This is a genomic window from Azospirillum sp. ST 5-10, from assembly GCF_051225715.1.
Lineage (GTDB): Bacteria > Pseudomonadota > Alphaproteobacteria > Azospirillales > Azospirillaceae > Azospirillum.
Window position 1 is genome coordinate 41,742 of the sequence record NZ_JBPJSP010000005.1, and the last position, 23,123, is coordinate 64,864.

The 23,123-nt window shown below is 72.3% G+C and carries 26 protein-coding genes and 1 riboswitch; of the genes, 12 read left to right on the forward strand and 14 right to left on the reverse strand.

The features are described 5' to 3' along the window. Positions 1–122: 122 nt before the first annotated feature. Complete coding sequence (locus ACSBPG_RS07750) at positions 123–2,306, forward strand: VTT domain-containing protein (protein WP_435536560.1); 2,184 nt, start codon at positions 123–125, stop codon at positions 2,304–2,306. Next, a complete protein-coding gene (locus ACSBPG_RS07755; protein ID WP_435536561.1) occupies positions 2,303–3,115 on the forward strand; it encodes an endonuclease/exonuclease/phosphatase family protein in 813 nt (270 codons plus the stop codon). Before ACSBPG_RS07750 ends, ACSBPG_RS07755 begins: the two co-directional genes overlap by 4 nt. Positions 3,116–3,127: 12 nt before the next feature. Here the strand turns inward: ACSBPG_RS07755 and ACSBPG_RS07760 are convergent, their stop codons facing one another. The 4 genes from ACSBPG_RS07760 to ACSBPG_RS07775 all read right to left on the reverse strand — a co-directional run bounded on the left by ACSBPG_RS07760 (position 3,128) and on the right by ACSBPG_RS07775 (position 5,334). Continuing rightward, positions 3,128–3,325 carry a hypothetical protein gene (locus ACSBPG_RS07760; protein ID WP_435536562.1) on the reverse strand — a complete coding sequence of 66 codons (198 nt, stop codon included), beginning with the start codon at positions 3,323–3,325 and terminating at the stop codon, positions 3,128–3,130. Between the two features lie 74 nt (positions 3,326–3,399). After that, positions 3,400–4,065, reverse strand: coding sequence for a heme exporter protein CcmB (gene ccmB, locus ACSBPG_RS07765; RefSeq protein WP_435536563.1), 666 nt, complete (start codon positions 4,063–4,065; stop codon positions 3,400–3,402). Beyond that, positions 4,062–4,751: a heme ABC exporter ATP-binding protein CcmA gene (gene ccmA, locus ACSBPG_RS07770; protein ID WP_435536564.1), complete on the reverse strand. Its 690-nt coding sequence runs from the start codon at positions 4,749–4,751 to the stop codon at positions 4,062–4,064. Before ccmA ends, ccmB begins: the two co-directional genes overlap by 4 nt. A gap of 133 nt (positions 4,752–4,884) precedes the next feature. Next, the gene (locus ACSBPG_RS07775) at positions 4,885–5,334 is read right to left on the reverse strand and encodes a hypothetical protein (protein ID WP_435536565.1); all 450 of its coding nucleotides are present in this window, start codon (positions 5,332–5,334) and stop codon (positions 4,885–4,887) included. 131 nt (positions 5,335–5,465) lie between these two features. On the opposite strand from ACSBPG_RS07775, the gene ACSBPG_RS07780 reads away from it, so the two are divergent. Beyond that, on the forward strand, positions 5,466–6,395 hold the full coding sequence (locus ACSBPG_RS07780; RefSeq protein ID WP_435536566.1) for a DMT family transporter: 930 nt from the start codon (positions 5,466–5,468) through the stop codon (positions 6,393–6,395). 111 nt (positions 6,396–6,506) lie between these two features. On the opposite strand, the gene ACSBPG_RS07785 is transcribed toward ACSBPG_RS07780, so the two are convergent. Then, entirely contained in the window at positions 6,507–6,884 is a 378-nt protein-coding gene (locus ACSBPG_RS07785) for a YkvA family protein (RefSeq protein ID WP_435536567.1), read from the reverse strand. A gap of 275 nt (positions 6,885–7,159) precedes the next feature. On the opposite strand from ACSBPG_RS07785, the gene ACSBPG_RS07790 reads away from it, so the two are divergent. Together ACSBPG_RS07790 and ACSBPG_RS07795 are read left to right on the forward strand one after the other, a co-directional pair. Then, on the forward strand, positions 7,160–7,501 hold the full coding sequence (locus tag ACSBPG_RS07790) for a hypothetical protein (RefSeq protein ID WP_435536568.1): 342 nt from the start codon (positions 7,160–7,162) through the stop codon (positions 7,499–7,501). A 77-nt stretch (positions 7,502–7,578) separates the two neighbouring features. Next, complete coding sequence (locus ACSBPG_RS07795) at positions 7,579–7,983, forward strand: rhodanese-like domain-containing protein (protein WP_435536569.1); 405 nt, start codon at positions 7,579–7,581, stop codon at positions 7,981–7,983. A gap of 143 nt (positions 7,984–8,126) precedes the next feature. Here ACSBPG_RS07795 and ACSBPG_RS07800 read toward each other — a convergent pair whose 3' ends face one another. From ACSBPG_RS07800 to ACSBPG_RS07840, 9 genes are all read right to left on the reverse strand, one after another. Next, entirely contained in the window at positions 8,127–8,660 is a 534-nt protein-coding gene (locus ACSBPG_RS07800) for a HupE/UreJ family protein (RefSeq protein WP_435536570.1), read from the reverse strand. A gap of 15 nt (positions 8,661–8,675) precedes the next feature. Beyond that, entirely contained in the window at positions 8,676–9,083 is a 408-nt protein-coding gene (locus ACSBPG_RS07805) for a hypothetical protein (RefSeq protein ID WP_435536571.1), read from the reverse strand. Further along, a complete protein-coding gene (locus tag ACSBPG_RS07810) occupies positions 9,080–10,285 on the reverse strand; it encodes an agmatinase family protein (RefSeq protein ID WP_435536572.1) in 1,206 nt (401 codons plus the stop codon). Before ACSBPG_RS07810 ends, ACSBPG_RS07805 begins: the two co-directional genes overlap by 4 nt. Then, positions 10,270–11,049 (reverse strand): ABC transporter ATP-binding protein, encoded by a 780-nt coding sequence (locus ACSBPG_RS07815; protein ID WP_435536791.1) that lies wholly within the window; start codon positions 11,047–11,049, stop codon positions 10,270–10,272. The genes ACSBPG_RS07810 and ACSBPG_RS07815 overlap by 16 nt, the downstream gene beginning before the upstream one ends. Beyond that, complete coding sequence (locus tag ACSBPG_RS07820; RefSeq protein WP_435536573.1) at positions 11,049–11,870, reverse strand: ABC transporter permease; 822 nt, start codon at positions 11,868–11,870, stop codon at positions 11,049–11,051. The genes ACSBPG_RS07815 and ACSBPG_RS07820 overlap by 1 nt, the downstream gene beginning before the upstream one ends. Positions 11,871–11,880: 10 nt before the next feature. Next, positions 11,881–12,972, reverse strand: a complete 1,092-nt coding sequence (locus ACSBPG_RS07825) for a putative urea ABC transporter substrate-binding protein (protein WP_435536574.1) — start codon at positions 12,970–12,972, stop codon at positions 11,881–11,883. Positions 12,973–13,086: 114 nt separating this feature from the next. Further along, positions 13,087–13,195: riboswitch (guanidine-I (ykkC/yxkD leader) on the reverse strand. Positions 13,196–13,829: 634 nt separating this feature from the next. After that, entirely contained in the window at positions 13,830–15,065 is a 1,236-nt protein-coding gene (locus tag ACSBPG_RS07830) for an argininosuccinate synthase (RefSeq protein ID WP_435536575.1), read from the reverse strand. 80 nt (positions 15,066–15,145) lie between these two features. Then, complete coding sequence (locus ACSBPG_RS07835; protein WP_435536576.1) at positions 15,146–15,379, reverse strand: hypothetical protein; 234 nt, start codon at positions 15,377–15,379, stop codon at positions 15,146–15,148. A 13-nt stretch (positions 15,380–15,392) separates the two neighbouring features. Then, positions 15,393–15,623, reverse strand: a complete 231-nt coding sequence (locus ACSBPG_RS07840) for a hypothetical protein (protein WP_435536577.1) — start codon at positions 15,621–15,623, stop codon at positions 15,393–15,395. Positions 15,624–15,790: 167 nt separating this feature from the next. Here ACSBPG_RS07840 and ACSBPG_RS07845 point away from each other — a divergent pair, with 167 nt between their 5' ends. The 7 genes from ACSBPG_RS07845 (at position 15,791) to ACSBPG_RS07875 (ending at position 23,056) form a co-directional block, all read left to right on the forward strand. Then, entirely contained in the window at positions 15,791–18,709 is a 2,919-nt protein-coding gene (locus tag ACSBPG_RS07845) for a PAS domain-containing protein (RefSeq protein WP_435536578.1), read from the forward strand. Between the two features lie 99 nt (positions 18,710–18,808). Beyond that, positions 18,809–19,072: a hypothetical protein gene (locus ACSBPG_RS07850; RefSeq protein ID WP_435536579.1), complete on the forward strand. Its 264-nt coding sequence runs from the start codon at positions 18,809–18,811 to the stop codon at positions 19,070–19,072. A 336-nt stretch (positions 19,073–19,408) separates the two neighbouring features. Then, positions 19,409–20,209, forward strand: coding sequence for an ABC transporter ATP-binding protein (locus tag ACSBPG_RS07855; RefSeq protein ID WP_435536580.1), 801 nt, complete (start codon positions 19,409–19,411; stop codon positions 20,207–20,209). Positions 20,210–20,279: 70 nt separating this feature from the next. Continuing rightward, a complete protein-coding gene (locus ACSBPG_RS07860; RefSeq protein ID WP_435536581.1) occupies positions 20,280–21,116 on the forward strand; it encodes a lysine/arginine/ornithine ABC transporter substrate-binding protein in 837 nt (278 codons plus the stop codon). A gap of 61 nt (positions 21,117–21,177) precedes the next feature. Further along, on the forward strand, positions 21,178–21,882 hold the full coding sequence (locus ACSBPG_RS07865) for an ABC transporter permease (RefSeq protein WP_435536582.1): 705 nt from the start codon (positions 21,178–21,180) through the stop codon (positions 21,880–21,882). Positions 21,883–21,887: 5 nt separating this feature from the next. Next, positions 21,888–22,577: an ABC transporter permease gene (locus ACSBPG_RS07870; RefSeq protein WP_435536583.1), complete on the forward strand. Its 690-nt coding sequence runs from the start codon at positions 21,888–21,890 to the stop codon at positions 22,575–22,577. 335 nt (positions 22,578–22,912) lie between these two features. Then, positions 22,913–23,056 carry a hypothetical protein gene (locus tag ACSBPG_RS07875; protein ID WP_435536584.1) on the forward strand — a complete coding sequence of 48 codons (144 nt, stop codon included), beginning with the start codon at positions 22,913–22,915 and terminating at the stop codon, positions 23,054–23,056. Positions 23,057–23,123 lie beyond the last annotated feature (67 nt).

Here is a 23,123-nt window from a genome sequence, read left to right on the forward strand (position 1 = left end):
CGCAGCGTCGCGGTGCGGCAAGGATTTCCGGCCGTCGCGCGCGGTTGTATGGTCGGCGGGCGGGAGCCGAGGGGCCGCCACGGTGTTACTCTCCCGTGCCAACGACCGGACGACGCCCGCCCATGCCCGCAACCCCCGCCCCGACGAGTTCCCCCGCACCCGCCGCCGCGCCCCTGCTGGTGGCGGGGGAGACCTGCTGGCGGCTGGAGCACGCCGACCGCATCGCCGTTATCGTCGACGCCGCCGACTATTTCGCGCTGGCCAAGGAAGCGATGCGGCGGGCGCGCCACTCCATCCTGCTGGCCGCCTGGGACGTCGACACGCGGACGCGGCTGATGCCGCAGGTCCGCCACCGCGGCCGGCCGGACCGGCTCGGCACCTTCCTGAACTGGCTGGCGACGACGCGGCCCGGGCTGGAGATCCGCGTGCTCAAGTGGGACTACGCCGAGCTGTTCGCCGTCAAGCGCTGGCAGAAGCCGCTCGCCCTGAAGCGCTGGTTCACCCACCCGCGCCTGCAGTACCGCATCGACGGCGACCATCCCGCCGAGGGCTGCCACCACCAGAAGATCCTGGTGATCGACGACCGGGTCGCCTTCTGCGGCGGCATCGACATCACCGCCAACCGCTGGGACACCCGCGCCCACCGCGGCGACGAGCCGCTGCGCCGCCAGCCCGACGGCAAGCCCTACGAGCCGTTCCACGACGCCATGATGGCGGTCGACGGCGAGGCCGCCCGGGCGCTCGCCGAGCTGGTGCGCGAGCGCTGGCGCCGCGCCACCGGCGAGGCGCCGCCGCCGGTGCCGGCCGGGGCGCGCGGGCCCGACCCCTGGCCGGCCCGTCTGCGGCCGCTGCTGCGCGACCGCGCCGTCGGCATCGCCCGCACCGACCCCGCCTACAACGGCCGCCCGCAGGTCGCCGAGGTGGAGGCGCTGCACCGCACCGCCATCGCCGCCGCCCGCGACTGCATCTACCTGGAGAGCCAGTACTTCGCCAGCGACGCCGTGGCCGAGGCGCTGCGGGCGCGGCTGGCCGAGCCCGACGGCCCGGAGGTGGTCGTGGTCAACCCGATCCGCACCCCCAACGGCCTGGAGAACGCGCTGATGTCGGCGGCGCGGGCCCGGCTGGTGGAGTCGCTGCGGGCCGCCGACCGCCACGGCCGCTTCCGCCTCTACGCCGCGGTGACCGACGACGACCGCTGCATCACCGTGCACGCCAAGGTGATGGTGGTCGACGACCGGCTGCTGCGGGTGGGCTCCGCCAACCTGGCCAACCGCTCCATGGGCGTCGACAGCGAATGCGACCTGGCGGTGGAGGCGGGTTCCGACGACGCCGAGGCGCGCCGCGCCGTCGCGCTGACCCGGAACGACCTGGTGGCCGAGCATCTCGGCACCACGGCGGAGCGGGTCGCCGCGACCTTGGCCGCCACCGGGTCGCTGATCCGCACGGTGGAGACGCTGTGCGCCGACGGCGGACGGCGCCTGCTGCCGCTGGAGGCGGTGGCCGGCAGCGAGTTCGGCCCGTTCGCCGCGCTGATGGCGCAGACCCGCCTGTTCGACCCGGACCGGCCGGCGGCGGCGCTGATCGGCCGCGCCCTGCCGTCGGCCATTCCGCGCCGCTGGGGCGCCTGGGCGGCGGCGCTGGCGGTGGCGCTGGGGCTGGCCGGGCTGGCGGCGGCGTGGCGGTGGACCGACCTCGCCGCCTGGGCGTCCCTCGACAGCGTCCTGACGGCGGTCCGCAGCCTGGGCGACACGGCTCTGGGCCCGTTCTGGCTGGTCGCCGCCTTCGTCGCCGCCGGCTTCGTGCTGTTCCCGCTGACCGTGCTGGTGGCGGCGACGGCCATCGCCCTGGGGCCGCTGCCCGGCTTCCTCACGGCGATGGCGGGGGCGCTGGCGTCGGCCGTCTGCGCCTTCTGGATCGGCCGGCGGCTCGGCCGGCGGCCGCTGGAGCGGCTGGGCGGGCGCGGCGTCGTGCGGGCCAGCCGGCGGCTCGCCGAGCGGGGAATCCTGGCGGTGGCGACGATCCGGGTTGTGCCGGTCGCCCCCTACACCGTAATCAATCTGGCGGCCGGGGCGTCGCGGGTCCGTTTCCTGGACTTCGTGCTCGGCACCGTCATCGGGCTGGCGCCGGGCACGCTGGCGTTCAGCCTGCTCGGGCGGCAGCTCGAACGCACGCTGGAGAGCCCGACCGCCGCCGACATGGCGCTGCTGGCCGGGGCGGGCGTGCTGACCGTCGCCGCCGGGTGGCTGGCCGGCCGGCTCCTCGCCGGCCGCCGCGCCCGCAAGCCAAGGGGGACCGAAGGACCGTGATCCGAGTCAGCCGAGAACGCGTCGAGCAGTTGGCGGCCGCGCTGCGCGCCGCCCGCGCGCGGCGGCGCGTGCGACCGCCGGAACGGCGCGACGGCACCGTGCCGGACGGCATGGCGTCGTTCAGCGCCGCCACCTGGAACATCCATTCCTGCGTCGGCCTCGACGCGCGCTTCGCGCCCGACCGGGTGGCCGAGGTGATCCGCGGCCTCGACGTCGACCTGATCGGCCTGCAGGAGGTGGGCTGGCACCACCGCGGCGAGGCCGGCGTCGACCAGTTCGCCTATCTCGCCCGCGAGACCGGGCTCACCGCCTACCCCGGGCCGACCAAGCACAACACGCGCGCCCATTACGGCAACTGCATCCTCACCCGCCTGCCGGTGCGCTCGTTCGGGCCCATCGACCTGCGCGTGCCGCACCGCGAGCCGCGCGGCGGCATCGACATGGTGGTGGACGTGGACGGCCGGCCGGTGCGCGTCGTCGTCGCCCATCTCGGCCTCGATCCCTGGGAGCGCGCCAACCAGGTGGCGCAGGTGCTGGCGCTGATCGGACGCGAGCCCGCCCTGCCGGCGCTGTTCATGGGCGACCTCAACGAATGGGCCCCCAACTCGGCCCGGCTGCGCCGGCTCGGCACCTTCTTCGAGGACTGGGCCAGCCCGCGCAGCTTCCACGCCCGCATGCCGACCCTGCGCCTCGACCGCATCTACGTGCGCGGCGGCCTGCAGCTGCCGGCGTTCGAGGTGGTGCGCACCACCGTCACCCGCCGGGCCTCCGACCACCTGCCCGTCAAGGCAGTCGTTGCGGTACCGTAACGACCATTTCCGTCAAAGCATCGTTGCCAGAACGACGATGAGCAGGCCGAGGGCCACCGCGGTGGCCCCCCAGGCCAGGGCGCGCTCGCGCGGGCGGCCGCCCACGTCGCCGTGGCGCACCCGCTCGGCCGCCTCGCCGGGCGTCGGGCGGGTGCCCTGGTTCTCCGGGCGGCGCGGGTCGCCCGGCGGCTGGAAATCGTCCATCGACATGGCGGTCCGCCTCGGTTGTGGGCCTGGAGGGACTCAACCCGAGGGGGGCGGCGGTGTTCCCGGCGCCGCCGGCCCTACTCCACCGCCTGCCGCAGCGCCGCCGCCCCGGCCCACGGCGCCAGCGGCAGCGCGGCGGCGAGGATGCCGGCCAGCAGCAGCAGGTGCGGGCGCGGGCTGAGGCCGAGGATGGCGGCGTCGATGGCGCCGGCGCCGAAGATCAGCACCGGGATGTAGAGCGGCAGGATCAGCAGCGACAAGAGCACGCCGCCGCGGCGCGCGCCGAGCGTCAGCGCCGCGCCGATGGCGCCGATCAGGCTGAGGACCGGGGTGCCGACGGCCAGGGTCAGCACCAGCACGGCGAAGCCGCCGGCCTCCATGTTGAGCAGCACCGCCAGCAGCGGGGCGGCGACGATCAGCGGCACGCCGGTGACCAGCCAGTGGGCCAGCGTCTTGGCCAGCACCACCGCCTCCAGCGGCAGCGGCGTCAGCACCAGCAGCTCGAGCGAGCCGTCCTCGTAGTCGTTCTGGAACAGCCGCTCCAGCGACAGCAGCGAGGCCAGGAGTGCGGCCACCCAGATGACGCCGGCGGCGATGCGGGCGAGGATGTTGGGCTCCGGCCCGACGCCGAAGGGGAACAGCACCACGCACAGCACGAAGAACATCACCGCGATGGTCGCGTCGGAGCCCTGGCGCAGGGCCAGCCGCAGGTCGCGCCCGATGAGGGTCAGGAAACGGTTCATGGTGCGCCCTCCTCGCCGTCGACGCCGTCGTCCCCGTCCCCATCCCCGTCATCGGGTCCCGCCGGGGCGAAGTCGTCGAGGTGCAGGGTGCCGGCGCCGGGCAGGGCGATGTCGGCGTGGGTGGAGACCACCACCATGCCGCCGGCCGCGCGGTGTTCGGCGATCAGCCCCTCCAGCAGCCCCACCGCGGCGCGGTCGAGCGCCACCGTGGGCTCGTCGAGCAGCCACAGCGGCGCCGGTGCCGCGAGGATGCGCGCCAGGTTGAGCCGCCGCTTCTGGCCGGCCGACAGGTAGCGCCCGGGCACCGCGGCGATGTGCGGCACGCCGAGGCGCTCCAGCGCCTCGCGGGCGCGGCTGGCCGGCGCGTCGGCGCCGCCCAGCGCCGCCCAGAAGGCCAGGTTCTCGACCGCGGTCAGCACCGGCTTCACGGCGTCGAGATGGCCGACGTAGTGGGCGCGGCCGCGGTGGCGGTCGGGGTCGTCGGCCAGCGCCGCCTCGTCCCAGGCGAGACGGCCGCGGAAGGGCCGCAGCAGCCCGGCCATGATGCGCAGCAGGCTCGACTTGCCGGAGCCGTTGGGACCCAGCAGCACCAGCGCTTCGCCCGGCCCGACCCGGAAATCGAGGCCGGTGAAGACGAGCCGGTCGCCGCGCAGGCAGGTGAGGTCGGTTCCGGCGAAAACGGGCATGGCGGGGCGGGAATTCCGGCGGGGTACGGCGGCGGGACGGGCGAGCTATAGCACAGCGCCCCGCGCACACCAAAGAAAGGGTGGCCCAAGGAAAGGCTGGCCCACAGAAAGGCTGGCCCCGGGGCCGCGGCCTTCAGTTCCCCATCCTCAGCGCGATGTCGATCCGCTCGACCGAGCAGGTCGGGCGCTCCTGCGGGCAGTAGCGGTACTCGACCCGCAGGGCGCCGTCGTTGCTGTCGGGCGTGCCGAAGCGCACGCCGCCGCGCTGCGTCACCGGCAGGGTGGCGCGCATCACCCCGCCCTTGCCGGCGTCGCGCACCGTGGTGGGGAACTTCCCCTTGAGGCGGCTGCGCATCAGCATGGGGGCGTCGATGCGCAGCACCGAGGGCTGGATGCGCACGCCGCGCTCGGGCCGCACGGTGACCACCAGCGCGTCGCGGTTGCCGCTGCGCTCCACCGTCGCCTCGACCCGTCCGCTCGGCACCTCGGCCGACCAGGCCTGCAGCGTCTCCGCCGGCGCGGCGGCGGCGCACGGGACGGCCAGCGCGAAGGCCGCCGCCACCGTCGGGATGAGCTTCGCCATCCTCGTCCTCCCTCGGTGCGAGCATGGCAGTCCTGCGGGCGCGGCGCAAAGTCTCCGAAGGGGTTCCCTGGTCGGGGTGGTAGCCTGCTCCACATTCCTGTCGACCGACGCCTGCCTGCGGCCGCCCTCCCGTGCGTTCCTCCCCCGATCCCTTCCGCCTGTCCGCGCCCGCCGAGGCGGCGCTGTGGATGGTGCTGTCCTCGGCGATCTTCGCCGTCGGCAACGCCCTGGTGCGCTACGTCACCGACACGCTGCACCCGTTCGAGGTGGCGTTCTTTCGCAACCTGTTCAGCCTGGTGTGCATGCTGCCGTGGGTGGTGACGCGCGGCGTGCGGGTGATGCGCACCGGCCGCCTGCGGCTGTACCTGTCGCGGGCGACGACCGGGCTCTTCTCGATGCTGCTGTGGTTCTACGGCCTGTCGGCGATGCCGCTGGGGGACGCCACCGCGCTCAGCTTCACCACGCCGCTGTTCGCCACCATCGGCGCCGCACTGGTCCTCGGCGAGGTGGTGCGCGGGCGCCGCTGGGCGGCGGTGGCGGCGGGGCTCCTCGGCGTCGTCGTCATCGTCCGGCCGGCCGCCGACACCCTGTCCTGGGCGGCGCTGATCGTGCTGGCGAGCTGCATGTTCGCCGCCGCCAGCGCGCTGCAGGTGCGCTCGCTCGCGCGCTCGGAGACGGCCGCCGCCATGGTCACCTACATGGTGCTGTTCCTGACGCCGATGTCGCTGGTGCCGGCCCTCTTCGTCTGGCGCTGGCCCGACCCGACGACCCTGGGGCTGCTGGCGCTGCTCGGCGGCATCCTCACCCTGGGCCACCTGGCGATGACCCGCGCCTTCGCGCTGGCCGAGGCGTCGGCGCTGATGCCCTTCGACTACGTCAAGCTGCCGGTGTCGGCGCTGATCGCCTATCTCGTCTTCGGCGAGGTGATGGACGGCTGGGCCTGGGTGGGGGCCGGCATCATCGTCGCCTCCACCCTCTACATCGCCCACCGCGAGGCGGTGGTGGCCCGCGCCGCCCGCACCGCCGGGGCGGCGGCGGCGGAATCGCCGGCCAAGCCCTGAGCGCGTCCGCCCGGATCGAGCCCCGCTGCGGCCCGGCCTGGGCGAACGTGCGGACTCTCTGGGCTTGCAGGGTTTCCGAGCCGGCCCATGGGGATCGGCTGGGACAGCCGGCTAGGCCGCCTCGGCGGTCGCGCGTTCGGCCTCCAGGACGACGCGGGCGCGCTCGTAGTGGGCGGGGCGCAGGTGGCTGCGCACGGTGTGGACCGCCGTCATCAGCACCGCCGCGTCGTCGGTGAAACCGGCCGCCAGCAGGAAATCCGGCACCGCGTCGGTCGGCAGGATGAAGTAGGCGAGCGCCCCCAGCAGCACGGCCTTGGCGCGCACCGGGGTCGCCGGATCGATGGCGCAGAAATAGGCCGCCAGCAGATGGTCGAGGAACGGCAGCCGGTGCAGGTTGGCGCGCAGCTTGCCCCAGAAGCGGCGGCGCACCACCCGTTCCTCCTCCTCGATGCGCTCCGGTGCGACGGGGACGCCGTTCAGGTCTGCCATCCTGTCATCTCCGCTGTCCTTGGCCCCCTGATATGTTGGCGCCGTCACGGTCCGGCAACGGCCTCTCTCTCGCGATGTGCATATTGCAACGCAGTTCGCGGTTGCGGCAGCGCCCGCCGCTGCATCGAGGGGCTGTCCGGCGGCCGTGCCCCCGCGGCAACCGCCGGTTTCGGCCATTCCGGCCCGTCCGCCGGCGATGGCAAGCGGTTTGCTAAGGGAAGGACCGAACAGACGGGGCGCTGGGTGTCCGAATGGTTGAGGAAACGGAAATGTTCATGGGTGGTGCCGACGCGATGACCGGCGGGAGCGGCGACGGCGAGCCGGGGGATCGGCCGGAGTGGCATGTCGCCAACGACAACCGCCGGGCCGACGACGGCCACCGGGCGGCCGCCGCCGTGGACGGCGAGGCGGACGGCTACGGCGACCTCGCCCACGGCTGGGACGACGGCGACTACCTCATGGCGATCGCCCGGGACGCCGTCTCGATGTCGCCCGACCTGTCCGCCGACCTCACGGCCATCGCCGACGACATCGCCGCGCTGGTCCGCGAGATGACCGACCTCGTCGACCTGCTGCGCGCGCCGGCCGCCCTGGGCGATCCGCAGCCGGCGGGGTGAGGACCGGCGCGGCCGGCTGGACCGGCACGGCGCGACCTCCTACCATGCCTCGGACCGAGACACCGGGAGGACACGCCATGCCGATCACCAGGGGTTACAAGGCCCTGCTCGCCGACGCCGACGCGCGCATCACGACCATCGGCCGGCAGGAGGCGCTGGGCCTGCACGGCGACCCCGACGTGGTGTTCGTCGACATCCGCGACGTGCGCGAGCTGCAGCGGGACGGCATGATCCCGGGCGCCCTGCACGCGCCGCGCGGCATGCTGGAGTTCTGGGTCGATCCCGAGAGCCCCTACCACAAGCCGGTCTTCGCCTCGGGCAAGCGGTTCGTCTTCTATTGCGCCAGCGCCTGGCGCTCGGCGCTCGCCACCGACACGGTGCAGGCCATGGGGCTGGAGCCGGTGTGCCACCTCGAGGGCGGCTTCAAGGCCTGGAAGGAGGCCGGCCTGCCCGTGGTCATGCCGGAGAAGACGAGCGAGTGAGCCGGTCGGGAGGCGCCGGACGGACCGACGGCGTTCGGATCAGAAACGCAAAGATCGGAAGGTAGGAAGGAGGCCCTTTTTTCATCCTTCCAACCTTTGCGTTCTCGATCCGCACGTTCGCAGCCGTGCGCGGCCCGCCGGGTTCAGGCCCGCGCCGCCCGCCGAAGCGCCAGCCGGCCGGCCAGCGCGGTGACGACGCCGGCGGCGTGCAGCAGGACCGTCGCGGCGACGAAGCCGAGGCCGTAGCCGAGCGCGTCGGCGCCGGCCGGCATCTCCGCCCCGTGGGCGTGGCCGTGGAACACGGCGAAGGCGCCCACCAGCGCCATGCCGGCGGCCAGCGGCAGCCGCCGGTTCAGCAGCGCCAGCAGGCCGAGCACCGCCACCGAGGCGGCGATGGCCGCCTCCACCGCCGGCAGGGCGACGCCGGCCATCCCCAGGGCGGCGCCGCCCACCAGCATGACGACGAAGGCGGCCGGCAGCAGCAGCACGGCGCGCCCACCCTGGCGGGCGGCCCACAGGCCGACGGCGACCATCGCCAGCAGATGGTCGATGCCGCCCAGCGGGTGCAGGACGCCATGGACGAAGCCGGCCCCCTCGGGGTGGCCGGTGTGGGCCAGGGCCGGAGCGGCGAGCAGGGCGGCGGCGATGCCGGCGGCGGCGGCAAGGAACGTGGTCATGATCGGTCTCTCCGGTCAGTGGCCGTGATGATGATGGTGGTGCCCATGATGATGATGGTCATGGTCATGATCGTGATGATGGTCGTGCGGCGCCTCCAGCCCGGCGCGCTCCAGCACCTCGGCCAGGGACAGGTCGGTGACACCGTCGGCCGAGACGTAGCGGAAGAGGAGGCGGGTGCCGGCGGTGATCAGGCGGCCGGGCAGCGGATGGTAGACCAGCTCGCGGGAGCCGAAGCCGGGCGAGGCGGTGCCCACGGCGTGGCTTTCCTCGAAGCGCACCTCGACCAGCTTGAGGCCGAGGCCGCCGGGCCGCTCCAGCTCCGCCGGGATGCGGGCGAGGCGCAGGAAGGCCAGCTTGTCGGCGGCGCGGCGGAAGCCGTCGGCGAAGGCCTCCTCCAGCAGGTGTTCCTCCTCGTGCGTCATCGGAACTCCACCGGCTTGTCGAACACCGCCTTGTGGGCGCCCATCTTGCCGTGCGCCACCAGCGTCCCCAGCACGTCCACGACGACGCGCACGCCCAGCAGTGCGGTGATGTCGGAGGTGTCGTAGGGCGGCGAGACCTCCACCACCTCCAGCCCGCACAGCCCCTCGGCGGCGATCTTGCCGACCAGGCTCAGCACCTCGCGCGGCAGGAAGCCGCCGGGCTCGGGCCAGCCGGTGCCGGGCACGAAGCCGCAGTCGACGCAGTCGATGTCGAAGCTCATGTAGACCGCGTCGGCGTCCTTCCAGGCCAGTTCCAGGGCGATCTCGGCGGTCTTGTCGACGCCCAGCTCCTCGAAGTCGCGCATGGTCAGCACGTTGGTGGTGCGGTCGCGGATGTTCTTCACCGCCTCCCGCGGCACCTGCCAGCCGCCGATGCCGATCTGCACCAGGTTGGTGGCCGGCACGTTGGGCATGTTGGTGGCGTGGAACCACGGCGTGGTGTGCATCCGCTCGTCCAGGTCCTTCTCCTGGATGTCGGCGTGGCGGTCGAAGTGGATGATGCCGATGCGCTTGGAGGTGCACTGCGCCACGCCGCGCACCGTCGGGAAGCCGATGGAGTGGTCGCCGCCGAGGATGATCGGCATGGCGCCGGACGACACCACGTGCGACACGGCGCGGGTGATCTGGTCGAAGGTCTTCTCGATGTTGGCGGGGATGACGAAGACGTCGCCGGCGTCGCACAGGGTCATCTGCTCGCGCAGGTCGACCCCCAGCTCGTAGTTGTAGGGGGTGTAGAGGGCGGAGATGCGGCGCATGCCCTGCGGCCCGAAGCGGGTGCCGGGGCGGTAGGTGGTGCCGCCGTCGAAGGGCACGCCGATGATGGCGGCGTCGTACTTGGCGACCTCGCGTACGTTCTCCACGTAGGGCGCCTTGAGGAAGGTGTTGATGCCGGCGAAGTGCGGCAGCTCGCCCCGGGCGAAGGTCGGGATGGTGCGGTCCTCGACGCTGTCGGCGGCGCTGAGGCCGTTCTCCAGGTTGCGCTTCAGCTCCTCCTCCCACCGCGCGGTGGGGATGTCGGCCTCGGCCATGGCGGCCTTCCAGCCGCGCGCCTGCATGATGCGGAAATCGGGATGGTGGAAGCGGCGCTCGTCGCGCCCGCTCCGGATGCGCGGACGCAGCGTGCTCGTCATGCGGTCAAGCATTGCGGGACCTTCTCGGTGCGAAGGAAATGGACGGGAATGCAGCTGGTGTCGTTCAGCGGCAGGTCGTAGGTGATGGTCGCGCCGTAGGCGGCGGGGGCCTGCGGGTCGTGGCGGACCTTGTCGAAGACGAGGAGGCGGGTGCCGAGCGCGAACGCCTCCTTCATGTCGTGGGTGACCATGAACACGGTCATCCGCGTCTCGCGCCAGAGACGGGAGACCAGCTCGTGCATCTGGCCGCGGGTGGCGGGGTCGAGCGCGCCGAAGGGCTCGTCGAGCAGCAGCACCTTGGGCCGCAGCACCAGGGCCTGGGCGATGGCGAGGCGCTGCTGCATGCCGCCCGACAGCTCGGCCGGGTACTTGCCCGCGGCGGCCTCCAGCCCGACCGAGGCGAGCGCCCGCTCCGCCTCCTCCAGCGCCCGCCGGCGCTTGGCGCCGAACAGCCGGCCGAGCAGCGGCGAGGCCCGCAGCTCGAGCCCGAGCGCCACGTTTTCCCGCGCCGTCAAATGCGGGAAGACGGAGTAGCGCTGGAACACGACGCCGCGGTCGGGGCCAGGGTCCTCCGGCAGCGGGGCGCCGTCGAGCAGGATGGTGCCGCGCGACGGCCGCTCCTGGCTGAGCAGCAGGCGCAGGAAGGTGCTCTTGCCGCAGCCGGACGCGCCGACGACGGTGCAGAAGGCGCCGGCCTCGACCTCCAGGTTGATGCGCTCCAGCACCGGCTGGCCAGCGTACTCCTTCCACAGGTCGGTGACCGAGAGCAGCGCCATCACGCCCCCCGTCCGGCCCGGGTCCACGGGAAGGCGCGCCGCGACAGCGCCCGCAGCGACAGGTCCATCGCCGCGGCCAGCAGGGTGATCCAGGCCACGTAGGGCAGAATCACGTCCATGGCGAGGTAGCGCCGCACCAGGAAGATGCGGTAGCCCAGCCCCTCCGAGGCGGCGATCGCCTCCGCGGCGATGAGGAACAGCCAGGCCGGCCCCAGCGACAGCCGCACCCCGTCGATGAGGCGCGGCAGCACCTGGGGCAGCACCACCCGCAGCAGGATCTGCCAGGTCGAGCCGCCCAGGGTCTGCGCCTTGACGAGCTGCTCGGCCGGCAGCTCCTCAACCTTCAAGGCGAGGTCGCGCATGAGGTAGGGGGAGACGCCGATGGCGATCAGCATGACCTTGGACAGCTCCTCCAGCCCGAAGACGATGAAGAGGATCGGCAGCACCGCCATCGGCGGCACCATCGACAGCGCCGCCACGAACGGCGCCAGCCCGGCGCGGGCGTAGGGGATCAGCCCGTTGAGCACCCCCACCGCCAGCCCCGCCGCCGTCGCCAGCCCGAGGCCGAGGACGAGGCGGACCAGGCTGGCGGCGGTGTCGGCCCACAGGAGCAGCGCGCCCGAGCGCTTGTCCGGCTCGGCGGCGTAGCGGGCCACGGCGTCGCCGAGGCTGGCGAGGGAGGGCAGCAGCTTGTCGTTCGGGTTGTCGGCGAGCCGGACCGCGGAGCCCGTCACGTAGAGGGCCGCCACGATCAGGAACGGCAGGGCGCCCAGCAGCAGCACGCCCAGCCGGTCCGGCCGCCGGTTCATGATCCGGCGCACGGGCGCGGCCTCAGAGCGCGCCGTCGGCGGCCATCGTCACGTAGGCCGGGTCGAAGCGCAGCTTGACGTTGGCGGGATCGCCCAGCGTCTTGCCGCCGGGGAACGCCATGCCGACGGCGTCGGCCGACGGCGCCCCCTCGCCCAGCAGCCCGTGCTCGAACGAGAAGGTGCGCACCCGGTCCATGGTCCGCACCAGCTCCGCGCTGGTGGCGAACGCCGCCGCCTCGGCCGCGGTGTAGTGCATGCGGGTGGTCTTGAGTTGGGCGTCGTAGCCGGCGAGGTCGGTGCCCGAGGCCGACGCCATGGCGGAGCGGGCGTTGAGCCCGTCGGTGTCGTCCTTGGCCATGACCGCCATCACCTCGAACCAGGCGCCGACCAGGGCCTTGCCGAAGGCGGGGTTGTCCGCCAGCACCGCGGTGTTGACCACGGTCATGTCGATGATCTCGCCGGGGACGTCGGCGCTGCCGAAGACCATCGTGGCGTCCGGCGCCTTGCGGATCTCGGCGAGCTGCGGGTTCCAGGTCACCACCGCCTCGACGTCGGGCGCGGCGTAGGCGGCGACGATGTCGGCGTCGGAGGTGTTGACGACGGTGACGTCCTTCTCCGACAGGCCGGCCGAATCCAGCGCGCGGGCCAGCAGGTAGTGGGAGACCGAGAGCTCCACCAGGTTGACCTTGCGGCCCTTGATGTCCTTCAGGCTCTTGCCGCCCTTCAGCACCACCCCGTCGTTGCCGTTGGAGTAGTCGCCGAGGATCAGCGCCGTGGTGTCGACGCCGCCCGCCGAGGGGATGGTCAGGGTGTCCATGTTGGTGGCGACGACGCCGTCGAACTTGCCGGCGGTGTACTGGTTGATCGACTCGATGTAGTCGTTGATCTGGGTGAGCTCGATGGTGATGCCGTACTTGTCGGCCCACTTCTTCAGGATGCCGCTCTCGGCGGCGTAGGACCATGGCATCCAGCCGGCGTAGATCGACCACGCCAGCGAGAACTCCTTTTTCGGCGCGGCCATGGCCGGACCGGCGGCGGCCAGCACCAGGGCCGCGGCGGCCAGACCCTTGACGAACGCGGCGAGCCCCTTGACGGTGTTCGGCAGTGTGAGCATCGATGTCCCTCCTCGGCTCCGTTTGAACGGCCGTACCGACGAGGGGGGCGGGGCGTGCCGGGACGGCCCGACCGCGCGGCGATCCCTCCGGGGGACCCCCACATCGGTACGCGAACCTCCCGGGCTTTTGTCCCGCCGTGTGTCCAGCGGAGGCCACCGCTGGATCGCACCTCTCGGACCAGTCACCCGCCTGCGGCGGGCCGGAACCCTAGATGCGCCACGGTCCTCGCAAGGGGCGTGCCAGCGGCGGATGCGCTCTTTTCCACGGTCGCCAGGGTCGAGTGAGCGCAATCGGCGGGCAGAATGCACCTGAGTTGGGCATATGCCGGAATCGCATGCACGACCGGACGGCCCATCGCTCCGGCTTGCACGGTTCGGGCTTGGCACCATCTTTGCGCTTCTCCTCCGGTGCGACAGGGAGGAGCCTATGCGGGGATTACCGTTCTTCCACCGCCTGCGTGGCACGCTGGCCGCGTTGTTCCGCCACCGGGCGCGGGCCCTGCATCCTTGGCTGTTCCGGGACGCGGGGCGCTGACGGTTTCCCCGCCTGCCGCTGGCAGCGACAGATCGACGTCAGTCCGCCTCACTTCGTGAGGCATGACATGGATACTGCTGGGCCAACAGGCAGACACACGCCTTGCCCCCACCCTTCCCATGCTGCGCATGGGCCCCTCCCTTGCCGCTTCGCAGGAAAGGGCAAACCAAGCGCCCTCCCCTGCGAAGCGGGGGAGGGGCGGGGTGGGGGCGTGGCGTGTCACAAAGCGTCCGCCCCCATCGCGAAAGACAGTCCACCGCCGCCAGCCGGTCGAGAGCCAGTGGCTTGTCGAGATGAGAACGGACGCGTTCGACGCCGCGGCCTATTTCAGCCCCTGCCGGGCCATGGCGCCGAGGCGCAGGCGCAGCGCGTTCAGCTTGATGAAGCCTTCCGCGTCCTTCTGGTTGTAGACGCTGTCCTCCTCGAAGGTGACGTAGTCCATGCGGTAGAGCGAGTTGGGCGACTTGCGGCCGGCCACCATGATGTTGCCCTTGAAGAGCTTCAGCCGCACCGTGCCGTTCACCACCTCCTGGGTCTGGTCGATCAGCGCCTGCAGCGCCAGGCGCTCGGGGCTCCACCAGTAGCCGCAGTAGATCAGCTCGGCGTAGCGCGGCATCAGCTCGTCCTTGAGGTGGGCCGAGCCGCGGTCGAGCGTGATGCTCTCCATGGCGCGGTGGGCCGCCAGCAGCACCGTGCCGCCCGGCGTCTCGTAGACGCCGCGCGACTTCATGCCGACGTAGCGGTTCTCCACCAGGTCGAGGCGGCCGATGCCGTTCTCGCCGCCCAGCCGGTTCAGCTCGGTCAGCACCTGCATCGGCGACATCGGCGTGCCGTTCACGGCGACGGCGTCGCCGCGGCGGAACTCGATCTCCACGTAGGCGGGGGTGTCCGGCGCCTTCTCCGGGGCGACCGAGCGGGTGTACATGTCCTCGTCCGGCTCGATCCACGGGTCCTCCAGCGCCTTGCCCTCGTAGGAGATGTGCAGGAGGTTGGCGTCGGTGGAGTAGGGGGCCTCGCCGCGCTTGTCCTTGGCGATCGGGATCTGGTTCTTCTCGGCGTAGTCGATCAGCTTGGTGCGGCTGTTGAGGTCCCACTCGCGCCAGGGGGCGATGATCTTGATGTCGGGGCGCAGCGCGTAATAGCCGAGCTCGAAGCGGACCTGGTCGTTGCCCTTGCCGGTGGCGCCGTGGGCGACGGCGTCGGCGCCGACCTGGTTGGCGATCTCGATCTGGCGCTTGGCGATCAGCGGCCGGGCGATCGACGTGCCCAGCAGGTAGACGCCCTCGTAGACGGTGTTGGCGCGGAACATCGGGAAGACGAAGTCGCGCACGAACTCCTCGCGCAGGTCGTCGATGAAGATGTTCTCGGGCTTGATGCCCAGCATCTCCGCCTTCTTGCGCGCCGGCTCCAGCTCCTCGCCCTGGCCGAGGTCGGCGGTGAAGGTCACCACCTCGCAACGGTAGGTCTCCTGCAGCCACTTCAGGATCACCGAGGTGTCGAGGCCGCCGGAATAGGCGAGCACAACTTTCTTGATCTCTTTGCCGGTCGCACCGCTCATGGGACTCGCTCACGCCGAAGGGTAGGTCGGGAGCGGCGACAGTACGGCGTGTCGCGGCGGGCTTCAAGCCCGTCCGGCGGCTACTCCGCGCCGGCCGGCGGCTCCATGAAGGGCCAGCGGGCGTAGGCGAACAGCCAGATCCCGACCAGCTCGGCCCAGGGGACGAGCACCACCAGCACCCACATCGGGCTGCGCCCGGCCTTGGCGACGATCCAGCCCCCCAGCACCACCTTGTAGGTGATGTAGAGGGCGAAGATCAGGCCGGTCTGCCACGGCTCCAGCGCCGGCACCACCGCGGAAAGCCACTCGCTCATGATGTCCCATCCCTCACAAGGTGCGGCGCGCCTTGGGCGCCGGGCGCGCCGGCCGGGCCGGCAGGTTGGGCCAGCGCCGGTGCCCGAGCACGGCGTAGACCGCCAGCACGCCCACCACCGGCACCAGCACCAGCAGCGCCAGCCACGGCGAGAACCCGGCGCGGCGCAGGATGCGGGCCGCCGGCCACAGCACCAGCGGGCCGAACAGCAGCGTCATGACGAGGGGGTCCTGCAGCAGCTCCATGATGGCGGTCCCGGGTGGCCGTGAACGTCGCGGTGTCGCGGCGGCCTTGATGCCCGCAAGGGCCCGCCCTTGTCGAGCCCGAAAGCGCGGCGGTGCACGTCTCCCGTGCATTGCGCGGGGCGACCGCGTAGAGTGGCCGTCGTTTCCGCTCCCGCGATCCCATGCCCGTGACCGCCCCCACCGATCCGCCGATCTCGGTTCTGCGCGCTCCCGCGGCGACGGCCCGTTCCAACGCCTCCGACTTCCGCCGCGTCCGGGCCGTGCTCCTGGCGCTGGTCGGTCTGGTGGTGGTCGGGCTGGCGGGGCTCGCCGCCCTCGACGTCCTGCGCAGCCGCGAGCGGGCCGAGGCGGAGGCCATGCGGCAGACCCAGAACCTCGCCAACACCCTGGAGGTGCACGCCCGCGGCGCCTTCGCCACCGCCGAGCTGGCGGTCGCCACCCTGGCCGAGGCGCTGCGGCCGCTCCTCCACGGCGGCGGGCTGCCCGACGACGCCGGCGTCCGCGCCCAGGTGGAGAGCGCGCTGCGGCACACCACGGTGTTCCGCACCCTCGTCGTCGTCGACGCCGCCGGCCGGGTGCGCTTCGACGCCGATCCGGCCAACTCCAGCGTCGGGCTCGACGTCGCCGACCGCGAGTATTTCCGCTTCCACCGCGACAACCCGGGGGCCGGCACCCACATCTCGCCGCCACTGTTCAGCCGCGTCGGGCGCGGCTGGTTCGTCGCGGTGAGCCGTCGGCTCGAGGACGCCGACGGCGGCTTCGCCGGGATCGTCTGGGCGGCCATCGACCTCGCCTATTTCGACCGCTTCTACGCCACCCTCGACGTCGGCGCGCACGGCACCGTCACCCTGTGGAACCGCGACGGCATGGTGCTCGCCCGCCATCCCCGCGACGAGGCGCTGATGGCGGACCCCGGGCGTCACGCCGGCACCGTGCCGCGCACCACGGCCGGGGTGGCGGAAGCGACCCTGATCGGCCCCTCGGGCATCGACGGGCAACGGCGGATCGTCACCATCCGCGCGGTCGAAGGCTACCCGCTGTCGGTCGCCGTCCGGCTGGGCGAGGCGGACTATCTCGCCACCTGGCGGGCCGGCACGGCGCAGCGCCTGTTCGGCCTGTTCTGCGGCGTCGCCCTGATGATCGGCCTGACGGCGCTGCTGCTGCGCTACCTGCGCCGCCTGCAGGCCACCGCCGCGGCGCTGGCCGACAGCGAGCGGCGCGCCCGCGCCATCTTCGACAGCGCCTTCCAGTTCATCGGTCTGCTGCGCCCCGACGGCCGGCTGCTGGCGATCAACGCCGCCGGCTGCGCCCTCGCCGGCAGCGCCGCCGAGGCGATGGTCGGCCGCCTCCTGTGGGAACTGCCGCCCTGGCGGCGCAATCCCGAGGGCGCGCAACGGCTGCGCCGGGCGGTGACGGAGGCGGCGGCGGGGGCCTTCGTGCGCTTCGAGGTGCAGTCGCACCCGCACGCCGGGCCGCAGACCCTGGACTTCTCCATCAAGCCGATCCGCGACGACGGCGGCCGCGTCGTCATGCTGATCCCCGAGGCGCGCGACATCACCGAGCGCAAGCGCATGGAGGACAGCCTGCGCCAGAGCGAGGCGCGGCTGCGCTCCTATCTCGACGCGGCGATGGAAGGGATCTTCGTGGTCGACGGCGGCGGCCGATTCGCCGAGGCCAACCCCGCCGCCTGCGCGATGCTCGGCCTGGAGCGCGAGGACGTCGGCGCCGTCCGCCTCGCCGACGTGCTGGAGGACGGGCGGGGTCCGGGCGGCACAACCCGCGACGCGCTGGCGGCGCTGGACGGCGGCGGCCGCCTGCACCGCGAGGTGATGCTGCGCCGCCCCGACGGCGACACCCTGCTGTGCGAACTCAGCGCCGTCCGCCTGGAGGGCGGCGGCAGCCTCGGGGTGATCCGCGACGTCACGGCGCGGCGCCAGGCGGAGGAGGCGCTGCGCGCCAGCCGGGCGCGCCTGGCGGCGCTGATCGGCGCGCTGCCCGACATCGCCTTCATCATCGACGCCGACGGCCGCTACCGCGAGGTGCTGGCGGCCGGCGACGGGACGGCGCTGACGGCGCCGTCCGGGGAGTTGGTCGACCGCCGGCTCGAGGAGGTCCTGCCCGCCGACGTCGCGGCCCGGCTGCGCGGCGCCATCCGGCGCACCCTGGAGAGCGGCACGGCGCAGGGGGTCGAGTACCGGCTGGGCGGGACCTCGGGCGGACGCTGGTTCGAGGGGCGGACGGCGGTGCTGCCGGCCGACGTGGCGCCGTGCCCGGCGGTGCTGTTCCTGGCCCGCGACGTCACCGACCGCGTGCTGGCGGCGCAGCGCCTCGCCCAGGCCAAGGAGGAGGCGGAGAGCGCCAGCCGCACCAAGAGCGCCTTCCTCGCCACCATGAGCCACGAGCTGCGCACGCCGCTCAACGCCATCATCGGCTTCTCCGAGATCATGGCGCACGAGGTGTTCGGCCCCATCGGCAACCCGCGCTACGCCGAATACGCCGGCCACATCCGCATCAGCGGCACCCATCTGCTCGACCTCATCAACGACGTCCTCGACATGTCGAAGCTGGAGGCGGGGCGCTACGCGCTGGAGGAGCGCGACCTCGACCTCGCCGCCGTCCTGGAATCGGGGCTGGCGGTGGCCGAGGCGGCGGCCGAGCAGGGACGGGTGGCGCTGCGCCTGGCGCTGCCGGCCGTCCTGCCGCGCCTGTTCGCCGACGAACGCGCGGTGCGCCAGGTGCTCCTCAACCTGCTGTCCAACGCCGTGAAGTTCACGCCGCCCGACGGCGCGGTGACGATCGGCGCGGCGGTGGCGACGGACGGCGGGATCACGGTGACGGTGGCCGACACCGGCATCGGCATCGAGCCGGAGGCCCTGCCGCGGCTGACGGAACCCTTCCAGCAGGCCGACACCTCCATCAGCCGCCGCTTCGGCGGCACCGGTCTCGGCCTGGCGATCAGCCGCAACCTGATGGAGCTGCACGGCGGCCGGCTGACGATCGCCAGCACCGCCGGCGCGGGGACCACCGTGTCCATGCACTTCCCGCCGGAGCGGACCCTGGCGGAGGCGGCGGCGATCCCGCTCTAGACCGACGACGCACCGCCATCGCAGCCCTTTCCCCGCCACGAATCCCGACTAGAGTGAAGGACCGGCCCATTGGTCGGACCAGCAAAGGAGAAACGCGCCATGTCGACCCTACACAAGCGTGCCATGGAGGCCGTCCTGCAGGCGGCCGAACAGGACATCGCCAGCACGCTGGCCGAGCGTGGCATCAAGGACAAGTTCGACGACGAGGGGGACGAGGCGGTGCTGGACGTCGCCATCCTGCACGCCTACCGCATCTTCGTGCGCATCAGCGAGGCCAACGGCCTGTCGGTGGACGCCGGCCTGTTCGCCGAACTCGCCGGCGAGCTGGCCGACGAAATGGCGGAGGACGCCGACCAGGACTGACGGTGCAGCCGCGGCTCGTCCGCAAAAGGAGACGGCCACCGCAACGGGGGCTCGTGCGGTGGCCGTCATGTCCCGGCCGGGGTCTGGCCGGGTGGGGGTTTTGAAGGGAGCCGCGTCGCGCCGTCCCTCGCCGGTAGAGATACGTGGAGATCGTGGCAAAATTTTGAAGTTCCGTCGCGCTCCGCCGGACCGGCCGGCCGGGCGTCCGCGCGCGCCCGTGCCGCCGACCGGCGAGCCACGCCTGCCGACGCCGCGCCCCACGCGAAAATCCGCTTTGCCGGCGCGGGCTTACCGGTCTAGCCTGTGGTCAGACCAAACCGCCCCGATACAGCCGGTATGCACCGACATCCCCCGATCCGCTCCGACGCCCCCGTCGCCGTCCACGTGGAGAACCTGCACAAGCGATTCGGCGCGCTGGAGGTGCTGAAGGGCGTCTCGCTGACGGCGCGGGAAGGGGCGGCGATCGCCATGATCGGCTCCTCCGGGTCGGGCAAGAGCACGCTGCTGCGCTGCATCAACATGCTGGAGGTGCCGGACGACGGGAGGATCACCGTCGGCGGCGAGACCATCGGCCTGAAGAAGACGCGAACCGGCCGCACCGTGCCGGCCGACCCGCGCCAGGTCGACCGCATCCGCACCCGGCTCGGCATGGTGTTCCAGGGCTTCAACCTGTGGACCCACATGACGATCCTGGAGAACGTCATCGAGGCGCCGGTCCACGTGCTGGGCGTGCCGAAGGCGGAGGCGGTGGAGCGGGCGCGCGGGCTGCTCGACAAGGTCGGCATCCTCGCCAAGGCCGACGCCTACCCGGTGCAGCTCTCCGGCGGCCAGCAGCAGCGCGCCGCCATCGCCCGGGCGCTCGCCATGCAGCCCAAGGTCATGCTGTTCGACGAGCCGACCTCGGCGCTCGACCCCGAGCTGGTGGGCGAGGTGCTGCTGGTCATCCGCCAGCTCGCCGAGGAGGGGACGACGATGATCGTCGTCACCCACGAGATGGGATTCGCCCGCGAGGTCGCGTCGGAGGTGGTGTTCCTCCACCAGGGCCGGATCGAGGAGCAGGGTCCGCCGGACAAGGTCCTGGTCGATCCCGAATCGGAGCGCGTGCGACAGTTCCTGGCCCGCCACCTGGCGGGCTGACCCGTTCCATCGAAGCGTTTCGCCGGGCCCTCCGTGAAGAGGGGGCAGCGAACAGAGGAGGCTTATAACCGTGAACAAGACCATCGCGACGCTGGCGCTCGGCGCCATCCTGACGGCCGCGGCGTTCGGCGCCGAGGCCAAGGACTGGAACAAGATCCGCATCGCCACCGAGGGCGCCTACGCCCCGTGGAACGCCACCTCGCCGTCGGGCGAGCTGATCGGCTTCGAGATCGACCTCGCCCGCGAGCTCTGCAAGAAGATGAAGGCGGAGTGCGAGATCGTCGCCCAGGACTGGGACGGCATCATCCCCGCCCTGCAGCAGGGCAAGTACGACGCCATCATGGCCGGCATGTCGATCACCGACGAGCGCAAGAAGGTCATCGACTTCGCCGGGCCCTACGGCAGCGAGCCGACCGCCTTCGCCGCGCCCAAGGGCAGCGACCTCGCCAAGCTGAGCTTCGACGCCAAGAACGTCGACCTCGCCACCGTCGACCCCGCCGACCAGAAGGCCATCGACACGCTGGCCAAGGCGCTGGAGGGCAAGACCGTCGGCGTGCAGACCTCGACCATCCAGGCGAACTTCATGGAGAAGCACCTGCCCGACGTCTCCCTGCGCACCTACGGCACCCTGGACGAGGCCGGCATCGATCTGGTCAACAGCCGCCTCGACGCCATCCTCGGCGACCGCTCGGCGGCCCAGGAGATCGTCAAGAAGGAACAGAGCCTGACCATGTTCGGCCCGAACTTCGCGCGCGGCGTGCTGGGCGAGGGCGTTGGCGTCGGCCTGCGCCAGAAGGACACGGACCTCAAGGAGAAGTTCAACAAGGCGATCGCCGAGGCCAACCAGGACGGCACGATCCAGAAGCTGTCGGAGCAGTGGTTCGGCTACGACATCTCGGTGAAGTGACGGAGACGCCGCCCCCGCGCTCCGGTCCGGGGCGCGGGGGCGGCCGGCGCTGGCCCCAGCCATGCTCGAACTCCTCTCCTTCGGCGACCGCGGCTGGGGCGACCAGCTGCTGATGGGCGCCGCCATGACCGTCGCCGTCTCGGTGTCGGCGTTCTTGCTCGGCCTGCTGTTCGGCACGCTGGGCGCGGCGGCGAAACTGGGCGGCAACCTGATCCTCGCCGGCCTCGCCGAGGTCTACACCACGGTGCTGCGCGGCGTGCCGGAACTGCTGGTCATCTACCTGCTGTTCTTCGGCGGCAGCGGCGCCGTCATGGCGCTCGGCCGCCTGTTCGGCTACGACGGCTACATCGAGGTGAACGCCTTCTCCGTCGGCGTGCTGGCGGTCGGCCTGATCTCCGGGTCCTACTCGACGGAGGTGATCCGCGGTGCCGTGCAGGCGGTGCCGCACGGCCAGATCGAGGCGGCGCGCGCCTGCGGCATGAACCGCTGGCTGGTCCTGCGCCGCGTCCTGGTGCCGCAGACCCTGCGCTACGCCCTGCCGGGACTCGGCAACGTCTGGCAGCTCACCCTGAAGGACACCTCGCTGATCTCGGTGACGGCGCTCGCCGAGATCATGCGCATGGCGCACGTCGCCGCCGGTTCGACCCGCGAGCCGTTCCTGTTCTACACCGTGGCCATGGTGCTCTACCTGATCCTGACCTCCGTCTCCACGGCGGTGTTCGAGCGGGCCGAGCGTCACGCCATGCGCGGCGTGCGGAGGGCCTAGAGCCGATGAACTGGCAACTCATGTGGGACAGCCTGCCCACCCTGCTCTCGGGCGTGCCGCTGACGCTGCAGCTCGTGCTGCTGGCCGAGGCGCTGGGGCTGGTGGTGGCGACGGGGACGGCGCTGATGCGGCTGTCCGGCAACCGGATCGCCGGCTGGATCGCCCAGGCCTACGTCTTCGTCTTCCGCGGCACGCCGCTCTTGGTGCAGATCTTCCTGATCTACTACGGCCTCGGCCAGTTCGCGGTGATCCGCGACAGCTTTCTCTGGGTCTTCCTGCGCGAGCCCTACTGGTGCGCGGTGCTGGCGCTGATGCTCAACACCGGCGCCTACACCAGCGAGATCGTGCGCGGCGCCATCCTCTCGGTGCCGCACGGCCAGATCGAGGCGGCGCGCGCCTGCGGCATGTCGCGCTTCCTGCTGTTCCGCCGCATCGTCGCCCCCGTCGCCATCCGCCAGGGCCTGCCGGCCTACGGCAACGAGGTGATCCTGATGGTCAAGGCCAGCTCGCTCGCCTCCACCATCACGCTCCTGGAGGTGACCGGTCTGGCGCGGCGCATCATCTCGCAGACCTTCGCCGTGTTCGAGATCTTCATCCTGGCCGGCGCCATCTATCTCATCCTCAATTTCGCCATCGCCCGCTTGGTGCGCTGGACGGAGTGGCGGCTGACGCCCTACCTGCGCGCGCGGGCGTGAGGCGGGCGATTCGCCGCATTGACGGTGCGCCGCGGCACCGGTTATCCAGGCCGATCCCTCGGTCGTTCCGGTGCGCCATGCGCAAGTGGATTTGCCTTCTCGTCGTTCTGTGCGTCGCCCTGGCGGGCGGCGTGCCGGCGGCGTCGATGGCGTCCGCGGTGGCGCAGGATCACGCTGGGATGCAGGGGGCGGCAATGCATGGGGGCGTGGCCGGCGGCACGTCCATGGCGGATCACGCGCGTGCTGACGCGGACGACTGCGGCCGCCCGGCGGCGGGCGACCGGGGCGCCGGCGTTGCCGGCACGTGCCTGCCGGGGATGACGGCCGGATGCGGCATGTTCCCGGCGGCGGCCGTCCTGCCGGCCTTCGATTCCGTGGCCCTGCGCGTCACCCGCTCCGCCTACGGGCGGACGCCCGAACGGGTCGCCGCGGACCGCTCGACCGTTCCCGACCCGCGGCCTCCCCGCGTCTTCTCCTGAGTCCAGTGCCGTGCGGCGGGTCGCCACCCGCCGCCCCCGCAACGGATTGGGAAGAAGGACACATCCC

Bases quoted from the DNA above. Each gene is read 5' to 3' on its own strand.
- ACSBPG_RS07870 (WP_435536583.1), top strand. From the start codon at position 21,888: ATGAACTGGCAACTCATGTGGGACAGCCTGCCCACCCTGCTCTCGGGC.
- ACSBPG_RS07775 (WP_435536565.1), bottom strand. From the start codon at position 5,334: ATGGCGAAGCTCATCCCGACGGTGGCGGCGGCCTTCGCGCTGGCCGTC.
- ccmB (WP_435536563.1), bottom strand. From the start codon at position 4,065: ATGAACCGTTTCCTGACCCTCATCGGGCGCGACCTGCGGCTGGCCCTG.
- ACSBPG_RS07815 (WP_435536791.1), bottom strand. From the start codon at position 11,049: ATGGCGCTGCTCTCGGTCACCGACCTGTGGAAGGAGTACGCTGGCCAG.
- ACSBPG_RS07805 (WP_435536571.1), bottom strand. From the start codon at position 9,083: ATGACGCACGAGGAGGAACACCTGCTGGAGGAGGCCTTCGCCGACGGC.
- ACSBPG_RS07810 (WP_435536572.1), bottom strand. From the start codon at position 10,285: ATGCTTGACCGCATGACGAGCACGCTGCGTCCGCGCATCCGGAGCGGG.
- ACSBPG_RS07795 (WP_435536569.1), top strand. From the start codon at position 7,579: ATGCCGATCACCAGGGGTTACAAGGCCCTGCTCGCCGACGCCGACGCG.
- ccmA (WP_435536564.1), bottom strand. From the start codon at position 4,751: ATGCCCGTTTTCGCCGGAACCGACCTCACCTGCCTGCGCGGCGACCGG.
- ACSBPG_RS07760 (WP_435536562.1), bottom strand. From the start codon at position 3,325: ATGTCGATGGACGATTTCCAGCCGCCGGGCGACCCGCGCCGCCCGGAG.
- ACSBPG_RS07865 (WP_435536582.1), top strand. From the start codon at position 21,178: ATGCTCGAACTCCTCTCCTTCGGCGACCGCGGCTGGGGCGACCAGCTG.
- ACSBPG_RS07875 (WP_435536584.1), top strand. From the start codon at position 22,913: ATGTTCCCGGCGGCGGCCGTCCTGCCGGCCTTCGATTCCGTGGCCCTG.
- ACSBPG_RS07850 (WP_435536579.1), top strand. From the start codon at position 18,809: ATGTCGACCCTACACAAGCGTGCCATGGAGGCCGTCCTGCAGGCGGCC.
- ACSBPG_RS07800 (WP_435536570.1), bottom strand. From the start codon at position 8,660: ATGACCACGTTCCTTGCCGCCGCCGCCGGCATCGCCGCCGCCCTGCTC.
- ACSBPG_RS07835 (WP_435536576.1), bottom strand. From the start codon at position 15,379: ATGAGCGAGTGGCTTTCCGCGGTGGTGCCGGCGCTGGAGCCGTGGCAG.
- ACSBPG_RS07825 (WP_435536574.1), bottom strand. From the start codon at position 12,972: ATGCTCACACTGCCGAACACCGTCAAGGGGCTCGCCGCGTTCGTCAAG.
- ACSBPG_RS07855 (WP_435536580.1), top strand. From the start codon at position 19,409: ATGCACCGACATCCCCCGATCCGCTCCGACGCCCCCGTCGCCGTCCAC.
- ACSBPG_RS07785 (WP_435536567.1), bottom strand. From the start codon at position 6,884: ATGGCAGACCTGAACGGCGTCCCCGTCGCACCGGAGCGCATCGAGGAG.
- ACSBPG_RS07790 (WP_435536568.1), top strand. From the start codon at position 7,160: ATGGGTGGTGCCGACGCGATGACCGGCGGGAGCGGCGACGGCGAGCCG.
- ACSBPG_RS07750 (WP_435536560.1), top strand. From the start codon at position 123: ATGCCCGCAACCCCCGCCCCGACGAGTTCCCCCGCACCCGCCGCCGCG.
- ACSBPG_RS07830 (WP_435536575.1), bottom strand. From the start codon at position 15,065: ATGAGCGGTGCGACCGGCAAAGAGATCAAGAAAGTTGTGCTCGCCTAT.
- ACSBPG_RS07840 (WP_435536577.1), bottom strand. From the start codon at position 15,623: ATGGAGCTGCTGCAGGACCCCCTCGTCATGACGCTGCTGTTCGGCCCG.